Source organism: Rhodococcus sp. KBS0724 (genome assembly GCF_005938745.2).
GTDB lineage: Bacteria > Actinomycetota > Actinomycetes > Mycobacteriales > Mycobacteriaceae > Rhodococcus_F.
This window is the reverse complement of sequence record NZ_VCBX02000001.1, coordinates 535033-555000: the sequence shown is the minus strand read 5'-3', so window position 1 is coordinate 555000 and position 19968 is coordinate 535033. Positions and strand designations below refer to the sequence as shown.

At 62.7% G+C, this 19968-nt stretch carries 19 protein-coding genes and 1 tRNA gene (1 of these 20 only partly in view); 2 read left to right on the top strand and 18 right to left on the bottom strand.

Going from position 1 to position 19968, the window contains the following annotated elements:
- From FFI94_RS02565 to FFI94_RS02535, 7 genes are all read right to left on the bottom strand, one after another.
- Positions 1 to 421 carry the 5' portion of a DUF2752 domain-containing protein gene (locus FFI94_RS02565; protein ID WP_138871612.1) on the bottom strand. It extends 5 nt beyond the left edge of the window, so 421 of the gene's 426 nt are visible here — the first part of the coding sequence; the start codon lies at positions 419 to 421; the stop codon falls past the left edge of the window.
- Between the two features lie 55 nt (positions 422 to 476).
- Positions 477 to 1076 (bottom strand): RDD family protein, encoded by a 600-nt coding sequence (locus tag FFI94_RS02560; protein WP_138871611.1) that lies wholly within the window; start codon positions 1074 to 1076, stop codon positions 477 to 479.
- A 120-nt stretch (positions 1077 to 1196) separates the two neighbouring features.
- Positions 1197 to 1269, bottom strand: a tRNA-Thr gene (locus FFI94_RS02555).
- A gap of 30 nt (positions 1270 to 1299) precedes the next feature.
- Positions 1300 to 2529 carry a DNA polymerase III subunit delta' gene (locus tag FFI94_RS02550; protein ID WP_138871610.1) on the bottom strand — a complete coding sequence of 410 codons (1230 nt, stop codon included), beginning with the start codon at positions 2527 to 2529 and terminating at the stop codon, positions 1300 to 1302.
- A gap of 36 nt (positions 2530 to 2565) precedes the next feature.
- Positions 2566 to 5493 carry a type I DNA topoisomerase gene (gene topA, locus FFI94_RS02545; RefSeq protein ID WP_138871609.1) on the bottom strand — a complete coding sequence of 976 codons (2928 nt, stop codon included), beginning with the start codon at positions 5491 to 5493 and terminating at the stop codon, positions 2566 to 2568.
- A 146-nt stretch (positions 5494 to 5639) separates the two neighbouring features.
- Positions 5640 to 6224 carry a hypothetical protein gene (locus FFI94_RS02540; protein ID WP_138871608.1) on the bottom strand — a complete coding sequence of 195 codons (585 nt, stop codon included), beginning with the start codon at positions 6222 to 6224 and terminating at the stop codon, positions 5640 to 5642.
- Between the two features lie 118 nt (positions 6225 to 6342).
- A complete protein-coding gene (locus tag FFI94_RS02535; RefSeq protein WP_033235953.1) occupies positions 6343 to 6546 on the bottom strand; it encodes a cold-shock protein in 204 nt (67 codons plus the stop codon).
- Positions 6547 to 7004: 458 nt separating this feature from the next.
- Here FFI94_RS02535 and FFI94_RS02530 point away from each other — a divergent pair, with 458 nt between their 5' ends.
- Positions 7005 to 9293 (top strand): DEAD/DEAH box helicase, encoded by a 2289-nt coding sequence (locus tag FFI94_RS02530; protein ID WP_138873561.1) that lies wholly within the window; start codon positions 7005 to 7007, stop codon positions 9291 to 9293.
- Here FFI94_RS02530 and FFI94_RS02525 read toward each other — a convergent pair whose 3' ends face one another.
- The 7 genes from FFI94_RS02525 to ssd all read right to left on the bottom strand — a co-directional run bounded on the left by FFI94_RS02525 (position 9294) and on the right by ssd (position 13921).
- The gene (locus tag FFI94_RS02525) at positions 9294 to 9644 is read right to left on the bottom strand and encodes an Rv3654c family TadE-like protein (protein WP_138871607.1); all 351 of its coding nucleotides are present in this window, start codon (positions 9642 to 9644) and stop codon (positions 9294 to 9296) included.
- Positions 9644 to 9994, bottom strand: a complete 351-nt coding sequence (locus FFI94_RS02520) for a TadE family protein (RefSeq protein ID WP_138871606.1) — start codon at positions 9992 to 9994, stop codon at positions 9644 to 9646. The genes FFI94_RS02525 and FFI94_RS02520 overlap by 1 nt, the downstream gene beginning before the upstream one ends.
- Positions 9994 to 10194 (bottom strand): DUF4244 domain-containing protein, encoded by a 201-nt coding sequence (locus FFI94_RS02515; protein ID WP_138871605.1) that lies wholly within the window; start codon positions 10192 to 10194, stop codon positions 9994 to 9996. The genes FFI94_RS02520 and FFI94_RS02515 overlap by 1 nt, the downstream gene beginning before the upstream one ends.
- A gap of 61 nt (positions 10195 to 10255) precedes the next feature.
- Complete coding sequence (locus FFI94_RS02510; protein ID WP_260684455.1) at positions 10256 to 10765, bottom strand: type II secretion system F family protein; 510 nt, start codon at positions 10763 to 10765, stop codon at positions 10256 to 10258.
- A gap of 71 nt (positions 10766 to 10836) precedes the next feature.
- The gene (locus FFI94_RS02505; RefSeq protein ID WP_138871604.1) at positions 10837 to 11625 is read right to left on the bottom strand and encodes a type II secretion system F family protein; all 789 of its coding nucleotides are present in this window, start codon (positions 11623 to 11625) and stop codon (positions 10837 to 10839) included.
- On the bottom strand, positions 11622 to 12824 hold the full coding sequence (locus FFI94_RS02500) for a TadA family conjugal transfer-associated ATPase (protein WP_138871603.1): 1203 nt from the start codon (positions 12822 to 12824) through the stop codon (positions 11622 to 11624). Before FFI94_RS02500 ends, FFI94_RS02505 begins: the two co-directional genes overlap by 4 nt.
- Positions 12821 to 13921: a septum site-determining protein Ssd gene (gene ssd / locus FFI94_RS02495; RefSeq protein ID WP_138871602.1), complete on the bottom strand. Its 1101-nt coding sequence runs from the start codon at positions 13919 to 13921 to the stop codon at positions 12821 to 12823. The genes FFI94_RS02500 and ssd overlap by 4 nt, the downstream gene beginning before the upstream one ends.
- Before the next feature lie 334 nt (positions 13922 to 14255).
- On the opposite strand from ssd, the gene FFI94_RS02490 reads away from it, so the two are divergent.
- Positions 14256 to 15074, top strand: coding sequence for an HAD-IB family hydrolase (locus FFI94_RS02490; RefSeq protein WP_138871601.1), 819 nt, complete (start codon positions 14256 to 14258; stop codon positions 15072 to 15074).
- Between the two features lie 385 nt (positions 15075 to 15459).
- Here the strand turns inward: FFI94_RS02490 and FFI94_RS02485 are convergent, their stop codons facing one another.
- From FFI94_RS02485 to FFI94_RS02470, 4 genes are read right to left on the bottom strand one after another with little or no spacing between them, the layout of a single operon-like run.
- Positions 15460 to 16212, bottom strand: coding sequence for an oxidoreductase (locus FFI94_RS02485; protein WP_138871600.1), 753 nt, complete (start codon positions 16210 to 16212; stop codon positions 15460 to 15462).
- A gap of 56 nt (positions 16213 to 16268) precedes the next feature.
- Positions 16269 to 17993, bottom strand: a complete 1725-nt coding sequence (locus FFI94_RS02480) for an ABC transporter ATP-binding protein (RefSeq protein WP_138871599.1) — start codon at positions 17991 to 17993, stop codon at positions 16269 to 16271.
- A gap of 5 nt (positions 17994 to 17998) precedes the next feature.
- The gene (locus FFI94_RS02475) at positions 17999 to 18955 is read right to left on the bottom strand and encodes an ABC transporter permease (protein WP_138871598.1); all 957 of its coding nucleotides are present in this window, start codon (positions 18953 to 18955) and stop codon (positions 17999 to 18001) included.
- On the bottom strand, positions 18948 to 19874 hold the full coding sequence (locus FFI94_RS02470; protein ID WP_138871597.1) for an ABC transporter permease: 927 nt from the start codon (positions 19872 to 19874) through the stop codon (positions 18948 to 18950). Before FFI94_RS02470 ends, FFI94_RS02475 begins: the two co-directional genes overlap by 8 nt.
- Positions 19875 to 19968 lie beyond the last annotated feature (94 nt).

Genomic DNA, 19968 nt, shown 5'->3' with positions numbered 1-19968 from the left:
CCGGCGCGAGCCAGCTACCCCAAGGGGTGTTTCGCACAACCGTAAAGGCAACAAGGGTTCCGAGTACCGCAATTGTCATGGCCGGCCGAAGCACGATCATCCGATCCGTCGACCCGTTCCATCTGCGGGCAATCCACCGGACCCAGGCGACAACAAGTACCGCAATGAACGGAACAATCAGGACATTGCTCGACAGCGCCGCACCGATATCAAGGTTCGTCAGATCGTTGACTGCTCGAAGGCCACCGCACGCGGGGCACCACAGACCTGTCAACGCATACATCGGACAGATCCCGTAGCTTCCCGAATTGTGCGGATCTCGGACGTGCAAAAGCGTGAAGGCCGAAACCCCCGCTACGGCGACGCCGGCCGGAGCGCTCAGCGCCCGCCAGCCCCGCACCACGGAGGTCTCGGTATTCATACGATCCACTGTAGAAGCTGGTGACCACTAACAGCCGTGGCCACGCGAACCCGATCTATCTCGCTCGAATAACAACGGACCGAACGATCATGTCGTGCCAGCACTGGCTCTTGGAATCCCAGAGTGGCCACAGGTAGTTGAGGAAGCACGCCCCGCCGAGGATCGCTTCCAATATCCACCGCAGAAGAGCCATGGGCGGCCCCAACGGAACTCCGTCGGATTCGCGGACCACTGAGATACCCAGCCACTTCTTACCCAATGACTGGCCGGTGTTGCCCTGGCGGAAGACGTAGTTCCAGACCTCGATCAGCAAGATCAGAACGATGCCGACTCCCATGACCAAGAGTCCGACCCCGTTAGCGCCCTCCGTAGTCACGGTCCCGTCGTCGTACGTGGTGACCTCCGCTCCGGCGAACGCCATAACCGCACCGATGATCGCGACGATCACTCCGGGTAGCGGCACGATGAAGTAATCAAGCAAATACGCCCCCACACGCGACAGCCATGATGCGTACGGATAGGCCGGTTGCGGTGGCCCGTATCCCTGCGGCGACACGGGAGGCATCTGCCCGTACGGCTGTCCGTACTGCGGCGGCTGCCCGTACTGCGGTGGCTGGTTCGGCTGCTCGCCAGGTCCCCAGTTCTGCTCCGACATGGCGATACTCCCCTGCTCAGGCGCGTGTATGCAGGAACAGGATAAACCGACCATCAAGCATTTATCGGATAAACGACAAGAGCCCCGCACCAGAATTTCCTGGTGCGGGGCTCTTGGCCGAGCTGCCTGAGAGAATCGAACTCTCGACCTTTTCATTACGAGTGAAATGCTCTACCGACTGAGCTAAGGCAGCGTGCCTTTCGGCGATGGCGAGTCTAACTGGTCAACCCCCGGAACGCGAAAACGGGGGTCGGAAGGCTTCGCCGATACTCGCCACCATCGCATCGAGAGCCCACTGCAACTTGACGTTGAAATCGACAGCTTCGCGGCAGGCAAGCACTGCTTCGATGCACTTCAACAGACCTTCCGGAGACGTCCGCGAAGCCAGATCGGAAGCCCGCTCGGCCATATCGGGATGAGTGGACGTGGACGACGATCCGAGCGCATACGACAAAGCGTCGCGGTACATGCCGGCAAGATCGATCAGCGTCCGGTCGAGAAGATCACGCTTGGCCCGCGTATCCCTCGATTTCTGCCGCGCTTCGAGTTCCTTGATCAGTCCGGCAGACCCCCGGAGCGTGCCGGCTGTGCCCTTACCCGTTCCGCCACCACCGAGCGAGACCTTGAGTTCTTCGAGTTCACGTTCCTTGACGTCGGTGAACAGTGTCTTGGTTTCGGACTCGATCGACTTCACCAAGTTCTCGGCTGCTTTGTACGCCGTCGATGCTGACGCGGCATCAAAGGCCAGCCGGAGCGAACGCGCACGTTCGTCTCGCGCGACATCGTCGGTGGCCAAGCGCCGAGCTCGGCCGACATGACCACCACTTATCGATGCGGCAAATCTCGCCTGGTCGGGGGCTAAACCGTCACGCTTGATCAACACCTGGGCGATCGATTCGACAGACGGCGTCACCAGAGCCAAATGGCGACAGCGCGAACGCAGTGTGACCGACATGTCCTCAGGGTCCGTCGTGGGAGCACAGAGCAGGATCACCGTACGGTCCGGCGGCTCCTCGACAACCTTCAAGAGCGCATTGGCAGCGCCCTCGGTCAATCGATCTGCGTCCTCCACGACGATGACCTGCCAACGACCAGTCGTGGGCCGACGCGACGCGATGTTGACGATCTCGCGCATGCCTTTGACGCTGATGCTCAATCCGTCGGGGATGATCCGTCGTACGTCACCGTGGGTTCCGGCCATCGTGGTTGTGCACGCGTGGCACTGACCGCATCCCGGTTCGCCGTCCGACGTGCACTGCAGGGCCGCAGCAAAGCACAGCGCCGCCACGGACCGACCTGATCCAGGAGGCCCCGTGAAGAGCCACGCATGGGTCATATCGGATCCGCTGGAGTCGCCCCTGGCGGACAGCGCGGCGGCTCGCAAACTCTGCTCGACGTCGTGCTGACCTACCAGCCGACCGAACACACCACGTTCGGCCACATCAGTACTCATGCAAAAACCTTAACCGTCGGCACCGACGAGTCCGGCTCAGTCCTTCTTCGCCGGAGCCTTCTTGGCAGCCGCTTTCTTGGCCGGGGCCTTCTTGGCGGCGGTCTTCTTCGCAGCGGCCTTCTTGGCCGGAGCTTTCTTGGCAGAAGCCTTCTTCTTCACCGGTCCGCGCGCACGACGGTCAGCGAGCAACTCCGACGCACGAGCATCCGAGATGGATTCGACGGCGTCGTCCTTACGCAGGCTGGCGTTGGTCTCACCGTCGGTGACGTACGGACCGAAACGACCGTCCTTGATCACCATCGGCTTCTCGCTGACCGGGTCGACACCCAGCTCACGCAGCGGCGGAGTAGCCGACGCCTGACGTCCACGACGCTTGGGCTCGGCATAGATCTTGAGCGCATCATCGAGGGTGACCGTGAACATCTGCTCTTCGTCGGCCAGCGAACGCGAGTCGGTGCCCTTCTTCAGATACGGACCGTAACGGCCGTTCTGAGCGGTGATCTCTTCCTTGCTCTCGGGATCGACACCCACAACGCGCGGAAGGGACAGCAACCGAAGTGCGTCCTCCAACGTGACCGTCGCCAAGTCCATGGACTTGAGCAGCGATCCGGTTCGGGGCTTGGGACCAGCGACCTTCTTGGCGGCCTTCTTCGCGGGAGCCTTCTTGGCTGCGGCCTTCTTCACCGCAGTCTTCGTGGTGCCCGCGCTGATCTCTTTCGGTTCCGGCACCGGCACGATGTCCGGCTCCGGCTCGGCCGGCGGTTCGGGGAGAATCTCCGTCACGTAAGGACCGAAGCGGCCCTCCTTCGCGACGATCTCGTTTCCGGTCAGAGGATCGACGCCCAGCTTGCGGCCCTCTTGAGGCGTCGCGAACAGCTTCTCGGCGTACTCGGGGGTGAGCTCGTCCGGCGGCAGGTCATCGGGGAGATTGGCCCGCTGCGAGATCAGATCGCCTTCGGGATCGTCCGGATTCTGAACCATGCGCTCGAGGTACGGACCGAATCGGCCGACACGCACGTGAACCTCACGGCCCTCGGCGTCGTCGAACAGTCGGATGGAGTTGACCTCGCGGGCGTCGATCTCCTCGAGATTGACGCCGACCATCTTCTTGAGGCCGCCTTCGCGGGCGACCGAACCTTCGGCACCGGTCTCGCCGCCGAAGTAGAAACTGCTCAGCCAGTTACCGCGCTGCTCACGTCCACCGGCAATAGCGTCGAGGTCGTCTTCCATGCCTGCGGTGAAGTCGAAGTCGACCAGCCGGCCGAAGTGCGCCTCGAGCAGACCGACTACGGCGAAGGCAACCCACGCCGGAACCAATGCGCTGCCACGCTTGTAGACGTACCCACGGTCGAGGATCGTCTTGATGATCGACGAATACGTCGACGGTCGGCCGATACCGAGCTCTTCCAGGGTTTTGATCAGGCTGGCTTCGGTGTATCGCGCCGGCGGGTTGGTGCTGTGACCGTCGGGATCGAGCTTGGTCGCCGTGACTTCCTGGCCCTTGACCAGCACCGGAAGCCTGGATTCGGCGTCGTCGGACTGACCGCCCGCCTCTTCGTCGACGCTCTCGACGTAAGCCTTGAGGAAGCCCGCAAACACGATGGTGCGACCCGAAGCGGAGAACGTGCAGTCCTCGCCGGTACCGGCGGTGCCGGAAATGCGAAGCGTCAGCGTGGTGCCACGAGCGTCGGCCATCTGCGAAGCGACGGTGCGCTGCCAGATGAGTTCGTACAACTTGAACTCGTCGGCGTCGAGCTTGGAGTGCAACTGCCCCGGCGTCTGGAAGACATCGCCGGCGGGACGGATTGCCTCGTGCGCTTCCTGCGCGTTCTTGACCTTGCGGGTGTACTGACGCGGCGTCGGGTGGACGTATTCCGGGCCGTACAACTCGGTGGCCTGCGCACGAGCAGCAGCGATCGCCGACTCCGAAAGCGTCGTCGAGTCGGTACGCATGTAGGTGATGTAGCCGTTTTCGTACAGACGCTGCGCGATACGCATGGTTCGCTCGGACGTGAAGCGAAGCTTGCGACCAGCTTCCTGCTGCAGCGTCGACGTCATGAACGGCGGGTACGGCTTGCGCGTGTACGGCTTGTCTTCTGCGGACGAAACCGTGAGGTCAACGCCGTGCAAAGCCTCGGCCAGTCGACGCGCGTACGCCTCGTCCAGCACGGTGACGGCATTGCCCTTGAGCTTTCCGTCCGGTCCGAAATCGCGACCGGAAGCAACGCGGGAGCCGTCGACCGAGACAAGACGCGCACCGAAACTGCGTGGGCTGGCGTCGGCGCCGGCATCAAGCGTGGCGGAGATGTCCCAGTACGAAGCCGACTTGAACGCCATGCGCTCACGCTCACGCTGAACGATGACACGCGTAGCAACCGACTGGACGCGGCCCGCCGAGAGCCTCGGCATGACCTTCTTCCAGAGAACCGGGCTGACCTCGTAACCGTAGAGACGGTCGAGGATACGGCGGGTTTCCTGAGCGTCGACGAGGTCGATGTCGAGCTCGCGGGTGTCTTCGGCAGCGGCGCGAATTGCCGGTTCGGTGATCTCGTGGAAGACCATTCGACGAACCGGAATCTTGGGCTTCAGGGTCTCGAGGAGATGCCACGCAATGGCCTCACCCTCGCGGTCGGGGTCAGTTGCGAGGAAGAGTTCGTCGGCGTCCTTCAAGAGTGACTTGAGTTCGGCGACCTTGCCCTTCTTCTCCGGGCTGACGACGTAGAGCGGCTCGAAGTCGTGATCGACATTGACGCCGAGACGGGCCCATGGCTCGCCCTTGTACTTGGCCGGAACATCCGCCGCGCCGCGCGGCAGGTCGCGAATGTGACCGACCGATGCCTCGACTACGTAGTCCTTACCGAGGTAGGGAGCGATTTTGCGCGCCTTGGTCGGTGACTCGACGATCACGAGGCGACGAGGGTTACCGGACGCTCCCTGACCGCTGCCGTTGTCCGCTTTAGCCACCTGCTGCCCGAACCTTCCTTTGGACGATCACTGCCGTCGGCAGTTCTTCAGAACTAGACGTGTGGAGCAAGTTATACCCCGTGTCTCTCTTTACAGAGTGACATACCCGCAAGACATTCGTGCAGATCAGTACAGTATGGGCACCGTCAGACATGCGGCCAGGCGGCCTCGATGTCCACGTGACGGGGTGCCTCACCCAGATATTCGACGAGCTTGGTCAGCCGCTTCTTCCCCGCTATCCGAAGCCCAGGACCGGGCGTCCGGTTGCCTAGCTGAGTAGGTGCGATACCAACTCGCATCAAGGCTTGCGCCAACGGCGCGTGAGTCTGAGTCGCATGCGGATCGAGGCCGAAAACGAAGCGTTCGCCGTCTTCTTCCATTCTGCCGGACGAAACTGCCCAGACCCGGAGCTGGCGGGGATTCGGAACCCATCCAGAAGGCACCGACTTCACGGCGCCTTTGGTCCACTGCACGGACAGGGGCAGCAGTGCCGGCGTCGCCTGAGTTCGCACGAGCGGGCTTCCCTCATCACTGCGTGTCACTTCCGCCCCGAGTCCGCATTGCGCAATCAGTTCGGCGATGGCCTGCGCCCGCCAGTCTCGATCTACGACGATCGAGATCCGAGCACGATCTTCGTTTGTCACCACCTGACCGTGTCCGGCCAGCATGCCGGCCAGGTCCGTCACGGCAGGGGGAATCGACTCGGCGGAGAAAAAGGACAGTTGGCTCACAGAATGCAACGTAGGGCACGACGACCGTTGCGGCATAAATTAGGGGGACCAATACAAAAAGGTCTGTCTCCCATTGCGGCGAAGCAATGGGGGACAGACCTTGTCTTGCTCGTAAGAATCAGACTGCGCGAACGCCTGTCGCCTGGGGCCCCTTGTTGCCCTGCCCTACCTCGAACTCCACACGCTGGTTCTCCTCGAGGGTACGGAAACCGTTGCCCTGGATCTCGGAGTAATGAACGAAGACGTCTGCGGAACCGTCTTCGGGAGCGATGAAGCCGAAGCCCTTTTCAGCGTTGAACCACTTCACAGTGCCCTGTGCCATGCTTTTCCTTCTCTTTCTAACACCGGATTCGATGAACTGCGCTTATTTCAATCCACCGGGCCCGTTCCGGCCGCAGTACCAGCTGATTTCCCCCCAGGCTTGCATCCTCGCAGGAAAGGGCAAGAGCACCACGTCCGCAACAAAAGATCCTGCGAGCGTGCACTTTCTCAAGCCTACGAACACAGAAGCTGCGACCGGTTGTCAGTCAACCATGTTCTGCGCGTGCACAACAGTCGAAATACGTTAAGAATTTGCTACCGAAATCACCTGTTTTCGCCCTCCTCAGTCCGCCGCCACCCCGTGCCGCCACATCCACCGGCCGATGCGTATCATCAAAACTGCAGGTAACGGCAGTTTCGCACTGTCGGGACACCCGAACGCCGATCCCGGAGAATCACGTGAACGCAGCCTCCAGCCTTCCTGATCCCGACGCGGCGCCCAGCGAAACCTACGGGCAGATGCTCCTCGGTCGTGTCGTAGCCGGCGTGAGCGGAAACGAAGATCCGCTGACCTTTACCGCTCAACTACCAGCTCGCAAGGCCCGGTTCGCCGAATGGCCGGAGTGGTTGCACCCCAGCGTGGTCCGTTCCCTTCGCGAGCACAGTGTGACCGCTCCGTGGATCCACCAGCGCGCTGCCGCGGACCTTGCACACAGCGGAAACCATGTTGTGGTCGCCACCGGCACCGCCTCGGGAAAGTCGCTGGCATACCAACTCCCCGTCCTGACGGCGATGGCGTCGGATCCTCTCGCCACCGCGCTCTACCTCTCCCCCACCAAGGCTCTCGGCAGCGACCAACTGCGGGCCGTGCTGTCCCTCACCGACTTCGACGCCGAACTACGGGGAACCAATCCGAGCGCGTACGACGGGGACACGTCACAGGAACTGCGCACGTGGGCGCGCGAAAACTCCCGTTGGTTGTTCACAAACCCTGACATGCTGCACATCTCATTGCTCCGCACCCATCAACGCTGGGCGCACTTCTTCCGCAATCTGAAATACGTGATCGTGGACGAATGCCACTCATACCGCGGTGTCTTCGGATCGAATGTCGCCCTCATCGTTCGCCGACTGCGACGCATCGCGGCCCGATACGGCGCCGAGCCCACCTTCATCCTGGCCAGCGCCACCACCGCGGACCCCGGAATAGCGGCTTCCCGGTTGATCGGTGCGCACTGCACCGAGATCACCGACGACGGGTCACCCCACGGACCACGAACCGTCGCACTCTGGGAGCCTCCGCTCGTGCCGGCGCTCACCGGTGAGAACGGCAGCCCCGTCCGTCGCCCCGCCGGCGCCGAGGCCGCCCGGATCATGGCGGATCTGATGATCGAAGGCGCCCGCACACTCACCTTCGTGCGCTCACGACGCGGCGCGGAACTGACCGCCATGACCACCAAACGACTACTCGCAGAAGTCGACACCGATCTGGCCGAGCGAGTCGCCTCGTACCGGGCTGGATACCTCGCCGAAGACCGCCGGGAACTGGAAGCAGCACTTGCGGACGGCACACTACTCGGCGCGGCAACAACCAACGCCCTGGAACTGGGCGTGGATATCGCCGGGCTCGATGCCGTTGTCGTAGCAGGCTTCCCGGGCACGGTTGCCTCGTTCTGGCAACAGGCCGGGCGCTCCGGACGACGCGGTGAGGGCTCGCTGGTTGTCCTGATCGCTCGAGACGATCCCCTCGACACCTACCTAGTTCACCATCCGTCTGCCATCCTCGAGAAACCCGTCGAGGCCACCGTGACGGACCCCGGAAATCCCTACATCCTGGGACCACAATTGCTTTGCGCAGCAATGGAACTCCCACTCTCCGACGCCGAGGTCAGCTCGTTCGGAGCAATCGACGTCCTCAGCAAGCTCGCCGAAGAGGGCAAGATCAGGCGACGCACCCACGGTTGGTTCATCACCGCAGACGCCAACCCGCACGGTTCGCTGGATATCCGCGGCGGTATCGGCACCCAAGTAGCAATAGTCGACGGCGAGTCCGGGCGGATGCTGGGAACCGTCGACACCGGACGTGCGCCCGCCACCGTCCACCCCGGCGCGGTCCACATTCACCAGGGTGACGCGTATGTGGTGGACGAACTCGATCTCGAAGTCGGTCTGGCATTGGTCCATACGGAAAATCCGGATTGGACCACCTCGGCGCGCGAGACAACCGAAATCATCATCACCGAACAACTCGAACACAAGAATTACGGTGACATCACCGTGGCACTTGTGCGCGTCGAAGTGACCCATCAGGTTGTCGGATACCTACGACGCCTCAATTCCGGCGAAGTCCTCGATTCCATCGAATTGGATATGCCGGCCCATACGCTGGAGACCCGAGCCGTGATGTACACGATCACGCCGGAACTACTCGAATCCGTCGGCATCTCGCCGGAGCGGTTCCCCGGGTCGCTGCACGCAGCTGAGCATGCAGCGATCGGACTCCTCCCACTGGTCGCCATCTGCGACCGCGGCGACATCGGCGGCGTGTCAACGGCAATCCACGCCGACACCGGCCTGCCCACGGTATTCGTCTACGACGGACACGCCGGTGGCGCGGGATTTGCCGACCGCGGCCACAGTGAACTCTCACGCTGGCTCACCGCAACCCGCGACGCGATCACCTCGTGCGAATGCGCCAACGGTTGCCCGTCGTGCGTCTACTCCCCCAAGTGCGGCAACGGAAACGATCCACTCGACAAGGACGGCGCCGTGAAGATTCTGACGGCAATCATCGACACGATCAGCTGACTAGCCGACAGGACCGGCACGCGCCGACGCCTCCGCATCACCGATACCGAAGCGGGACAACAATACCGGCGCCCGCACCCGGGCAATGACATCCCAGTCCTCGACAGTGCACTCCGCGAGCACTGTGTGCATCCGCGTCGCAACGTCGGTTGCCGCGGCGCAGGCGGCCTCCACACCGCGCTCGAGCGCGCCGGCCCCCGCCAATGCCGAAAGATCCGCAGACGACTGGGCAGTGTGACGAGCGGTGACCGCCGAACCCACGTGCAGAAGCCCACCGGTCACCGCAACAATCCCGGCAAGCGCAATACACGAAAACACCGTTGCGATACCGTCGTCTGCCTGCAAAGTCATCAGTCCACTCCTGGTTCGACAGCAGCTACTGCTTCTGCGGTGATGTCCAACAGTGGCAGCAAGACGCTGTCGGCGCTCACCACCGCCACGGCAAATCCGTCCACGATCTGCACGGTAATCCGGGCGTCGGTGGGCGCGATTCGACGCGACGTGGTGATCGCGTTGTCCCGATCACCACGGGCCGTCAACCTCGCCGCCTCACGAGCAGCATCCACGCACCGAATCTGCATGGTCACCGCCAGAACCGCGCCGACGCACAGCACCACCACGGTGATTATCGAGGCGAGCACAATTGCCGCTTCGACCGTGACTGCGCCGCCATCGGATCGGATGCTCCTCGTGGACAACATCACACGGCTGTCTTGAGCGCTTTGTCGATGATCCCGGTAAGCGCAGATACTATGGAATCGCCAGTGACCACTGAATAGAGAACGGCCCCGAACGCCGCAGCCGCAATAGTTCCGATTGCATATTCTGCGGTGGACATTCCGTCGTCCTCGGCGACGAGCAACGTCAACCTCGCCGACAACTTTCCCATCAATTCGAACATCGTTTTCCCCTCCTGTAAGTCCACGACAGTTGTTCTGCCGCGGAAGAATCGCGGGTTCTTCTCAGATAAGCCCGTCACCGAGTACCGACGACGCCAATCCGATCACCACGGGCACTATCCCCAGCGCGAGAAACGCAGGCAGGAAACAGAGTCCGAGCGGACCACTGATCAACACGCCCGCGCGTTCGGCAGACGCGGCAGCAGCGTCCTCCGCGTCATCTCGACGGCGTTCGGCAAGTTCCGCCATCGAGACGGACAGCGAAGTTCCCGAGCGTGACGACCGGCGGGCCAGCCGGGCAAGCGATTCGGTGTCGGGGTCCAGTGCAGCTTCACTCCACGCCACGTCCGGATCGGCACCCAGTGTGAGCAGATCCGATACCCGCCGCAGAGTGCGATCCATCGGTGTCGGCGCTGTGTCGGCAACAGCTCCCACCGCCTCCGCAACCGGTAAGCCGCCTCGAAGGCATGCGGCCAGCAGGTCGAAACTTGCTGCGACTGCGAGAGGATCGCGAGCCGATGGCTCATCCTGCAGAACTGTATCCCCGGCCGCTCTGTCGAACATTGTTGCCATGCGTGGCAGCGACATTCGCGTGTCCGGAACCATCCACAACGACAACGCGATCGCCGTTACTCCCAGCCAGATCACGACGTCACCTTCGACGTGATCTTGTCGGTCCACAGCAGACCAAGAGCTACCAATCCCGTTCCGGCGACCAGCATCAGTCCGCCAACCCCACCCCCGAACAGCACCTGCAACGGAGCCGCCCCCATCAACTCACCTAACCCGATGCCGAGGACCGGTAAACCTGCCAGTACCGTCGCCGTAGCTCGTGCACCTGCAAGTCCAGCTTCGGTACGCTGACGGAAACGGTTGCGACCCAACATATCCGTCCGTACTGCTCCCAGAAGCTCGGCCAGCGCCAGACCGTATCGTTCAGCGACAGACCACGCTGACGCGACACGGCTCAACTCCTGGTCGACGAGCGAACCGTCGGATCGAAATGCGTCGGCTGCACTGCCACCCAACCGAGCTCGCGCCGAACCTCGACGAAATACTTCCCCGACTGCCCCCGAGCACTCCTCGCCGGCAACGGAACACGCGGATGCCGGATGCGCACCAATCCGCAACTCTGCAATCAGGATCTCCAAGCCGGCAAGCAGCAGCGTCAGCTCCGAGTCCCGCGCCAAGGCTGTTTTCTTCCGCCGAGCACGAAAGAGCGCAGTTCCCACTGCAATCGCGGCGGCAATCAATGCAGAGATACCTCCGAACAACGCACTCAGGCCTAGTGGCAGTGCAGCGGCAATCAGCGTCCACGGCACGGCGAACGATGCCGTCACCCGCGAATCTGCGAATTCGACAAGCCTGGAACGCGAATTCACCGTCGGAGCAACCATGACCGACAGAGCACACAGCAGTAGCGCGGCGCTCATGCCGGCAGTCCGTCCCGATTACTCAGCCCGTCCCGATCACGGAGCCGCAGCAGTCGCTCGAGTTGATCGCGGCCCGGACCCGCAGCCGGCCAGGCCTGGCTGATATGCACGTACCCGTCGGCGCCGCGGTTGACGACCCCGATCTGCTCGAGTCGCCGGGAACCGTCGGCGGAGCGGTGCACGTGCAGAACCACCTGGACGGCGGCCGCAAGTTGACTGTGCAATGCATTTCGATTCATTCCTCCCAACGCGGCCAACGCCTCCAACCGCGCCGGCACTTCCTCCGGTGAGTTCGCGTGGATGGTGCCTGCCCCACCGTCATGACCTGTGTTGAGGGCAGTCAGAAGGTCGATGACCTCGGCTCCCCGCACTTCCCCGACGACAATACGGTCGGGTCGCATCCGCAACGCCTGTCGCACGAGATCGCGTACCGTCACCTCGCCGACGCCCTCCACGTTCGGGGCCCGTGCGACGAGGCGAACCACATGCGGATGGGGCGGAGCCAATTCGGCCGCATCCTCGACACAGATGATCCGTTCCCTGGGATCAACCGCCCCGAGCACAGCCGCCAGCAAGGTCGTTTTGCCTGCGCCGGTTCCGCCGATCACAAGAAAGGCCAAACGGCACATGATGATTCGATCGAGCAGCGAGCGGGCTTCCGGTTCGATCGCACCCCGAGCGCACAATGCGTCAAGACCTTGCGTCGCCGGTCTGAGCACCCGTAGAGACAAGCACGTTCCGCCCTGCGCGACCGGCGCGAGAACAGCGTGCAATCGGACGCCGAAATGCCCGTCGCCGACTCCGCGCAACCGGCCGTCGACCCACGGTTGCGCGTCGTCGAGTCGCCTTCCGGCCGACAGGGCAAGCCGTGCTGCGAGGCGTCGCACCGCTGCCTCGTCGGCAAATTTCACACCCGTTCGTTCCAACCCCACTCCGCGATCGACCCACACCTGGTCCGGAGCAGTCACCAGGACGTCCGCGACTCCTGGTTCATGCAACAGAGACTCGAGCGGCCCGGCGCCGGTCAGCTCGGTCTGGAGAATTCGCACAACTTCGAGCAGATCGGTATCACCGAGCACTCCGGCGGACTCCGCCCTGACGGCGTCTGCGACCGTCGCCGCGGTCGGCTCCGCGGCTGTCGACATCGTCAACCGATCGCGGACCCGATCGAGCAGTTCAGCCGTGACCAGTTCTCTCATGCTGCAGAACTCCAGGAACGTGGACCAGCCGCGAGCCTGTCCAGAATCGCGTCAGCGCCGAGAGTCAGGGCGCACTTGCGTCGTAGTTCCAGCCCACCGCGTTCGAGCATCGACGCAAGCGAGCGGTGTCCCCGGACAACTGCGATCAACGGCAATCCGAGCAGGTTCGCGACGTCGGCCCCGCGGAGGCCACCCGGAGCTGGCCCTCGTACCACCACCCCGATATTCGAATTATGTTGCGCCGCCCATATTCCCACCTTTTCCGCAGCGACACACGCAGCCACCGTTGCGGGAACAATCATGACGACCGCATCCGACGCCTCCAACACGGCCTCACCCGGGGCGCCGCGACAACCGGAAACATCGCACACGACAAGACCACCGGATCGTCGGCCGGCATCGAGCACCGCCCCGAGCGCTGCGACCGAAGGACCACCGATCTCCCCTCGACTACTCGAGAGCACCCGCAGATGCTGCCCGCGCGCAGGCAGAGCATCACGAAGCGCTTCCGCCGACAATCGCCCACCCTCGACTGTCAACGCTGCCCAACGCACCCCCGGAACATTCTCGACACCGAGCACTACGTCGGCGCCGCAACCGAGTGCGTCGACGTCGACAAGCATCGTCGGGATACGACGAGCAGCCGATACCAAGGCGATCGCAGCGGCGCTCACCGAGGCACCAGCTCCACCGCACGCGCCGACAACTGCCACAACGGTGGCCTCGCCCCGGCTCACCGAATGCTCGGCCAGCACCGCAACCAACGCATTCTCGTCCGCAGGCAGGGTGAACACCGCCTGGGCGCCGATCGAGGTGGCGTATTTCCACTCGTCGAGCGTCGGTTCGGACTCACTGACGAGGAAGACGCGTGGACGCCTTGGGTTACGGCTCGAACACGCCCTGGCGTGTGCAATGTCGAGCACCACCGCGGACGCTCGGTTCCATTGCTGCCGCGACACCGGTTGCGGCCCCTCGTCCGCCGATTGATCAACGGCAGCGACGACGCGCCGCACGCTGGCAAGAATCAGCGGATCTTCGACCAACACAAGGACATCCGCGTCGACGTGCCCTGATTCCCCTGAAGTAGTCAAGTTCATGGGCACGAGCCTGCGCGTTGTCGGCGACAAAGAACAGATAGCCGAATCGAGCTGTGGACAACTCGGGTCCTGTGGATAACTCCCGCACCCGAGAAAGTCAAAACACCCGAGAAAGTCGACAACCCCCGCCTGGGGGGAGGCGGGGGTTGTCTTTGTCTGTTCAGCCCCGGGGGGTTGGGCTGAACAGAAGTCCGAGCTAGTCGAACTGCGGTAATCCTACACCGGTGTCGTGCGGAAAATGCAAGCCTGAACAGCGATGATTCGTAAGTGTCTCCGATGATTTCCTGGTTGCGATGACGCAACCGAACCTATCGTCGGACTATCCTCGGTAGCTGTGACCGACAAGCTTGGGAATGGACTGACAACCGGGCGGACTGCCGCTTTCTTCGACCTCGACAAAACCGTCATAGCCAAATCCAGCACGTTGGCTTTCAGCAGGCCGTTCTTCGCTCAGGGATTGATCAACCGGCGCTCGGTTCTCAAAAGCAGCTACGCGCAGTTCCTGTTCCTCCTCTCGGGCGCCGATCACGATCAGATGGAGCGCTTGCGTGCACACATCACCGCGATGTGCGCCGGGTGGGATGTGGAACAGGTCAAGTCGATCGTCGCGGAGACTTTGCACGACATCGTCGATCCTCTCGTCTACGCCGAGGCCGCCGACCTGATTGCGGACCACAAGTTGCGCGGCCACGATGTCATCGTGGTGTCTGCGTCGGGCGAGGAAATCGTCGCTCCGATCGCCAGCGCGCTGGGAGCAACACACTCGGTCGCGACGTCGATGAAGGAAGAGGACGGTCACTACACGGGCGAGGTCGATTTCTACTGCTACGGCCCCGGCAAAGTGGAAGCCATGGAAAAACTTGCAGCCGAGTACGGGTACGACCTCGCCGCGAGCTACGCCTACTCCGACTCGATCACCGATTTGCCGATGCTCGAGGCCGTCGGACACCCGAGTGCCGTCAACCCGGACCGCGCACTCCGCAAGGCAGCAGCCGGAAACGGTTGGCCCATACTGACTTTCTCGAATCCGGTCTCGCTTCGTGCTCGGCTGTCAGCTCAGTCGGGCACCGCTGTGGCAACTACTGCGGCACTCGGAATCGGAGCCGTGACAGCCGGTGTTGTGACGTTTGCACTACTTCGCCGAAAACGGTGAAACTTCAAGCCCACAAACAAAAATTGATACTTGCTGTGAGCCGCAACACAGGGTACAAAGGAGTTACGGAAGAACGGAAGGCCAGGAACGGCTCGGAAGAGAAGGACCGTTTCCCCAACCCGGATTCCCAGCACGGGCACTAGGGCACCCACGCGGAGCACAAGCCACTATAAGGGCAGAAGTGTTGTGGGCCTGCGAGATTCGTTCAATTTGAGCGAGGACTTCGCACAAGTTGCGGGGACGACCTCAAAATGGCGATCCCTCGCCGAGGCCATCCACACAACCCACCGAGCACGCTTGGTAACGAGTAGTCCGTGCTAACGGGCGGCGAAGTCGATAATCGGCAGCGCCGCCCGTTTTGTATGTGCTCTAGCTCGGTGTGGATCTAGCTCGGACTGGCAGCGTCGGCAATCGACGCTGCTTCACGAGCACCAGCCTCGAGCGCGCCGCAACACAGGATCACCCAACTGCCGACACCTTCCGGACGACCGGAAGCAAATCCCGCAGCTCCGTCGGAGTACGCCTGCGGCCTACGCAGCCAACTGACCTCAGGGACGCCGAGGTTATGTGGATCCAGTCCGGACGAGACCGCAACAAGTCGGGACGCGGCGCGCGCCACAATGCCGTCGGCGGTACCGAACGGGCTCAGTGCCAGCAATTCGCCGTGCACGACTGCCGCAAGAACGGGAGCCGGCGCCGAAGTTCCGCCCGTCACCAGTTGGGCGAGAGCGTCGAGACGCTCACCGACGCCCGGATCGATGCGAGGTCGCCCCAATTCGTCGGGATCCTCGACCAGATCTGCTGCCGCGAGTAGGTGCAACCTCGCCAAAGCCTGCAGCGGCGCCCGCTTCCACGTGGACTCCATCAGCGGCAGACCGTCACCGTCCAGCGCCTGCGCAACGCGCAGCGCTCCGGCGAGAATCGGGTCACCGGCCATCCCCTCTGCCGGCAACTCCGTCGACCCTCCCGCCAAGGACGCAGACGCCCGAGCAGCACGAACTGCAGCTTCGGCAGCCGTCGTGGGCCATCCGCGCCGGTTGGTCTTGTGCCGATGTACCTCACCAAGAGCGTCACGCGCATGATCGGCGGCGGCGCGAACACCGGAGAGATCGACGAGGGGCTGCAAGGGGTCCGTCACGATCAACGACGGTACCCTTGCAGCCCCTCTGCGGACTTGCCCACCTACCTGTTGTGTCAGCTTCCCAGCTTGATGGACCCGCCGGGAATCGCGTCGAGCAACTTACGGGTGTAGTCCTGCTGCGGATTGCCGAACACGTCGTCGATCGGTGCCGATTCGACGATCGAACCACCCGACATCACCAACACGTTGTCCGCGATCTGGCGAACCACGGCCAGGTCGTGCGTGATGAAGAGGTACGTCAACCCGAACTCTGCCTGCAGGTCATTCAGCAGGGTCAAGATCTGATCCTGAACGAGCACGTCGAGAGCGGAGACCGCCTCGTCGCAGATCACGACCTCCGGCTGCAAAGCCAGCGCGCGCGCAATTGCAACGCGCTGACGCTGTCCGCCGGAGAGCTCGTTCGGGAACCGTCGCATGACCGACTGAGGCAGACCCACCTTGTCGAGAAGTTCACGGACGCGAGCCTCACGCTCGGCTTTGGTCCCGACCTTGTGGGTACGCAGCGGCTCCTCGATCGTGCGGTAGATCGAGTACATCGGGTCGAGTGTGCCGTAGGGGTTCTGGAAGATCGGCTGCACTCGGCGACGGAACGCAAAAGTTTCCTTTGCGCCGAGTTTCGCCACGTCCTGACCGTCGAAGACCACGTTGCCTGCCGTGGGCTCGAGCAAGCCGAGGACCATCTGCGCGACCGTCGACTTACCGGAACCCGATTCACCGACGATCGCCGTTGTGGTTCCGCGGCGGACCTTGAAGGACACGTCGTTCACGGCAGTGAAGTCGGTGGTCTTGCGGAAACCCTTGCGCAGCTTGAACACCTTGGTCAGATGATCGACTACGAGAACGTCGTCGGTCGCCTTGCCGAAGGACTCTGACGCACTTTCCTCGGCCTTGACGGCTTCGGCAACCTCTTCCGCCTGTTCTCGAATCTCGGCGCGCACCACCGAGGAACTGAGTCGCTTCGACGCCAAGGACGGCGCAGCTGCGACCAGCTTCTGCGTGTACGGATGCTGTGGACGCTTCAGAATCTCCAGTGCCGGACCGGATTCGACGATGCGGCCCTTGCTCATCACGATCAGATGCTCGGCCCGCTCGGCGGCCAGGCCAAGATCGTGAGTGATGAGAAGAACGGCGGTGCCGAGTTCCGTAGTCAGACCGTCGAGGTGGTCGAGGATCTGACGCTGGACGGTGACGTCGAGTGCCGACGTCGGCTCGTCCGCGATCAGGAGTTTCGGACGAGCGGACAACCCGATCGCGATGAGTGCGCGCTGACGCATACCGCCCGAGAACTCGTGCGGGTACTGTCCCAACCGGCTCTCGGCTTCGGCGAGGCCGGCCTCCTCGAGCAGTTCGGCGGCCCGAACCTTGGCTGCCTTGCCCTTGGCAATTCCGTTGGCGGCCAGAGCTTCCTCGATCTGGAAGCCCACTTTCCACACGGGATTCAGATTCGACATCGGGTCCTGCGGAACCAAACCGATCTGACTGCCCCGGATGTGGACGAAGTCCTTCTCCGAAAGTTTCGAGATGTCCTTGCCGTCGAAGATAATCTCGCCTGCCGTCACCTTGCCGGTGCCGGGAAGCAGATTGATGATCGAGTGCGCGGTGGTGGATTTACCGGAGCCCGATTCGCCCACGATGGCGACCGTCTGACCCGGATACACGGTCAGGCTGACGCCTCGAACTGCCGGAACCGGACCGGAATTGGACTGGAACGACACCTCGAGATCACGAATCTCGAGCAACGGAGTTTCCTCCGAGGTAAGAGTTTCCTTGGTGGTCATCGTGCTCACCGCTTCCGCGACTTGGGATCGAGGGCGTCGCGCAGAGCGTCACCCATCATGATGAATCCGAGAACGGTGATCGCCAAAGCCGTTGCCGGGTAGAACAGAATGGTCGAACCCTGACGCAGCGTCACCTGAGCGTTGCTGATGTCGCCGCCCCACGAAACCTCGGTGGACGGAAGCCCGATACCGAGGAAGGACAGCGTCGCCTCGGCAACGATGTACGTGCCGAGCGAGATGGTGGCCACCACGATGATGGGCGCCAACGAGTTCGGGATGACGTGCCGGATCAGTGTCTTGAGCTTCGAGACACCCAACGCTTCCGAAGCCATGACATAGTCGTTGTTCTTCGCCGAGATCACCGCGCCTCGAGCAATTCTTGCCATCTGCGGCCAACCGAAGAGCGCCAGGACGCCGACGACGGTCCAGATGGTGCGATCGGTGAACAGCTGCATCAGGACGATGGCAGCGAGGATCAGCGGGATCCCGAAGAAGATGTCGGCGACGCGGGAGAGAATCGAATCGGTCCAACCGCCGTAGAACCCGGACAGCGCGCCGAAGATCACTCCGATCACCAGCACCGACGCAGTGACGCCGACGCCCACGAGTACGGATGCGCGAGCACCGTAGATGGTGCGCGAGTACACGTCACAGCCCTGGCGGTCGAAACCGAACCAGTGGCCGGAGGTCGGTCCCTGCATGCTGTAGGTGAGGTCGCAGAACCGCGGATCGGTGTTCGTGAACAAGCCCGGAAACGCTGCGATGACGATGACCGCGAGGATGATGATCGTCGAGATGATGAACAGGGGACGCTTGCGCAGATCGCGCCACGCGTCGGTCCACATACTCGTCGGCGCCTGATCGAGTTTGACGGCGTCCGTCTCCCCCGGTGCCGCAACTTCGGGCGGTGCCACGAAATGACTTTGCCGGACGGCGCGTCCGGTCTTCACGGTCTCAGACATAGCGGATCCTCGGATCGAGCGCGGCGTACAAGAGGTCGACGAGCAGATTTGCGATCAGGTAGACCACGATGAGAATGGTGACGAATGAAACCACCGTCGGCGCTTCACCTCTGGTCACCGCCTGGTAGATCGTGCCGCCGACGCCGTTGATGTTGAAGATGCCCTCGGTGACGATGGCGCCGCCCATCAACGTTGCGAGGTCGGCACCCAGGAACGTGACCACGGGGATCAGCGAGTTGCGCAACACGTGCACGCGAACCACTCGTCCGCGGGAAAGTCCCTTGGCGGTGGCGGTGCGCACGTAGTCGGCACTCAGGTTCTCCGCCACGGACGTTCGGGTCAGTCGCAGTACGTAAGCGAACGAGACCGAACCCAGAACCAGGGCGGGGAGCAGGAGATTCTTGAAGCTGGTGTTGCCACCGACCGTCGGCGGGACGATGCCCCATTTGACGCCGATGAAGAACTGGGCCAGGAAGCCGATCACGAAGATCGGGATGGCGATGAGAACGAGGCTGAACAGCAGGACGGTGCTGTCGAAGAATCCGCCCTTACGCAGGCCGGCGATGAGGCCGAAGCCGACACCGAAGACGGTCTCGACGATCAGTGCCATGAAGGCAAGTTTCATCGTGATCGGAAATGCCTGTGCCAGAACTTCACTGACGGGCCGTCCGGAGAACGACGTGCCGAAGTCCAGCGTGAAGATGCCCTTCAGGTACAGCAGGTACTGCTGATAGAAGGGGAGATCGAGGTGGTAGCGCTCCCGAAGCTGCTGCGCAACAGCCGGACTGAGCGCCTTGTCGCCCGCCAACGCGGCAATCGGATCACCGGGAAGCAGGAAGACCATGGCGTAGATCAAAAGAGTGGCCCCGAGAAAAACCGGGATCATTTGAAGCACTCGGCGACCGATGTACCAGAGCATCGGATCACCTCCTTGTCGATGATCGTGTACGTCAGCGGACAGTCCGGTGTGAACACGAGTTCGGGGCGGCAGGCAGGGCGCCTGCCGCCCCGAA

Bases quoted from the DNA above. Each gene is read 5' to 3' on its own strand.
- FFI94_RS02505 (WP_138871604.1), bottom strand. From the start codon at position 11,625: ATGAGCGCCGCGCTACTGCTGTGTGCTCTGTCGGTCATGGTTGCTCCG.
- FFI94_RS02510 (WP_260684455.1), bottom strand. From the start codon at position 10,765: ATGGCAACAATGTTCGACAGAGCGGCCGGGGATACAGTTCTGCAGGAT.
- FFI94_RS02500 (WP_138871603.1), bottom strand. From the start codon at position 12,824: ATGAGAGAACTGGTCACGGCTGAACTGCTCGATCGGGTCCGCGATCGG.
- FFI94_RS02520 (WP_138871606.1), bottom strand. From the start codon at position 9,994: ATGTTGTCCACGAGGAGCATCCGATCCGATGGCGGCGCAGTCACGGTC.
- FFI94_RS02480 (WP_138871599.1), bottom strand. From the start codon at position 17,993: ATGACCACCAAGGAAACTCTTACCTCGGAGGAAACTCCGTTGCTCGAG.
- FFI94_RS02560 (WP_138871611.1), bottom strand. From the start codon at position 1,076: ATGTCGGAGCAGAACTGGGGACCTGGCGAGCAGCCGAACCAGCCACCG.
- FFI94_RS02515 (WP_138871605.1), bottom strand. From the start codon at position 10,194: ATGTTCGAATTGATGGGAAAGTTGTCGGCGAGGTTGACGTTGCTCGTC.
- ssd (WP_138871602.1), bottom strand. From the start codon at position 13,921: ATGAACTTGACTACTTCAGGGGAATCAGGGCACGTCGACGCGGATGTC.
- FFI94_RS02530 (WP_138873561.1), top strand. From the start codon at position 7,005: ATGCTCCTCGGTCGTGTCGTAGCCGGCGTGAGCGGAAACGAAGATCCG.
- FFI94_RS02470 (WP_138871597.1), bottom strand. From the start codon at position 19,874: ATGCTCTGGTACATCGGTCGCCGAGTGCTTCAAATGATCCCGGTTTTT.
- FFI94_RS02475 (WP_138871598.1), bottom strand. From the start codon at position 18,955: ATGTCTGAGACCGTGAAGACCGGACGCGCCGTCCGGCAAAGTCATTTC.
- FFI94_RS02535 (WP_033235953.1), bottom strand. From the start codon at position 6,546: ATGGCACAGGGCACTGTGAAGTGGTTCAACGCTGAAAAGGGCTTCGGC.
- FFI94_RS02550 (WP_138871610.1), bottom strand. From the start codon at position 2,529: ATGAGTACTGATGTGGCCGAACGTGGTGTGTTCGGTCGGCTGGTAGGT.
- FFI94_RS02525 (WP_138871607.1), bottom strand. From the start codon at position 9,644: ATGACTTTGCAGGCAGACGACGGTATCGCAACGGTGTTTTCGTGTATT.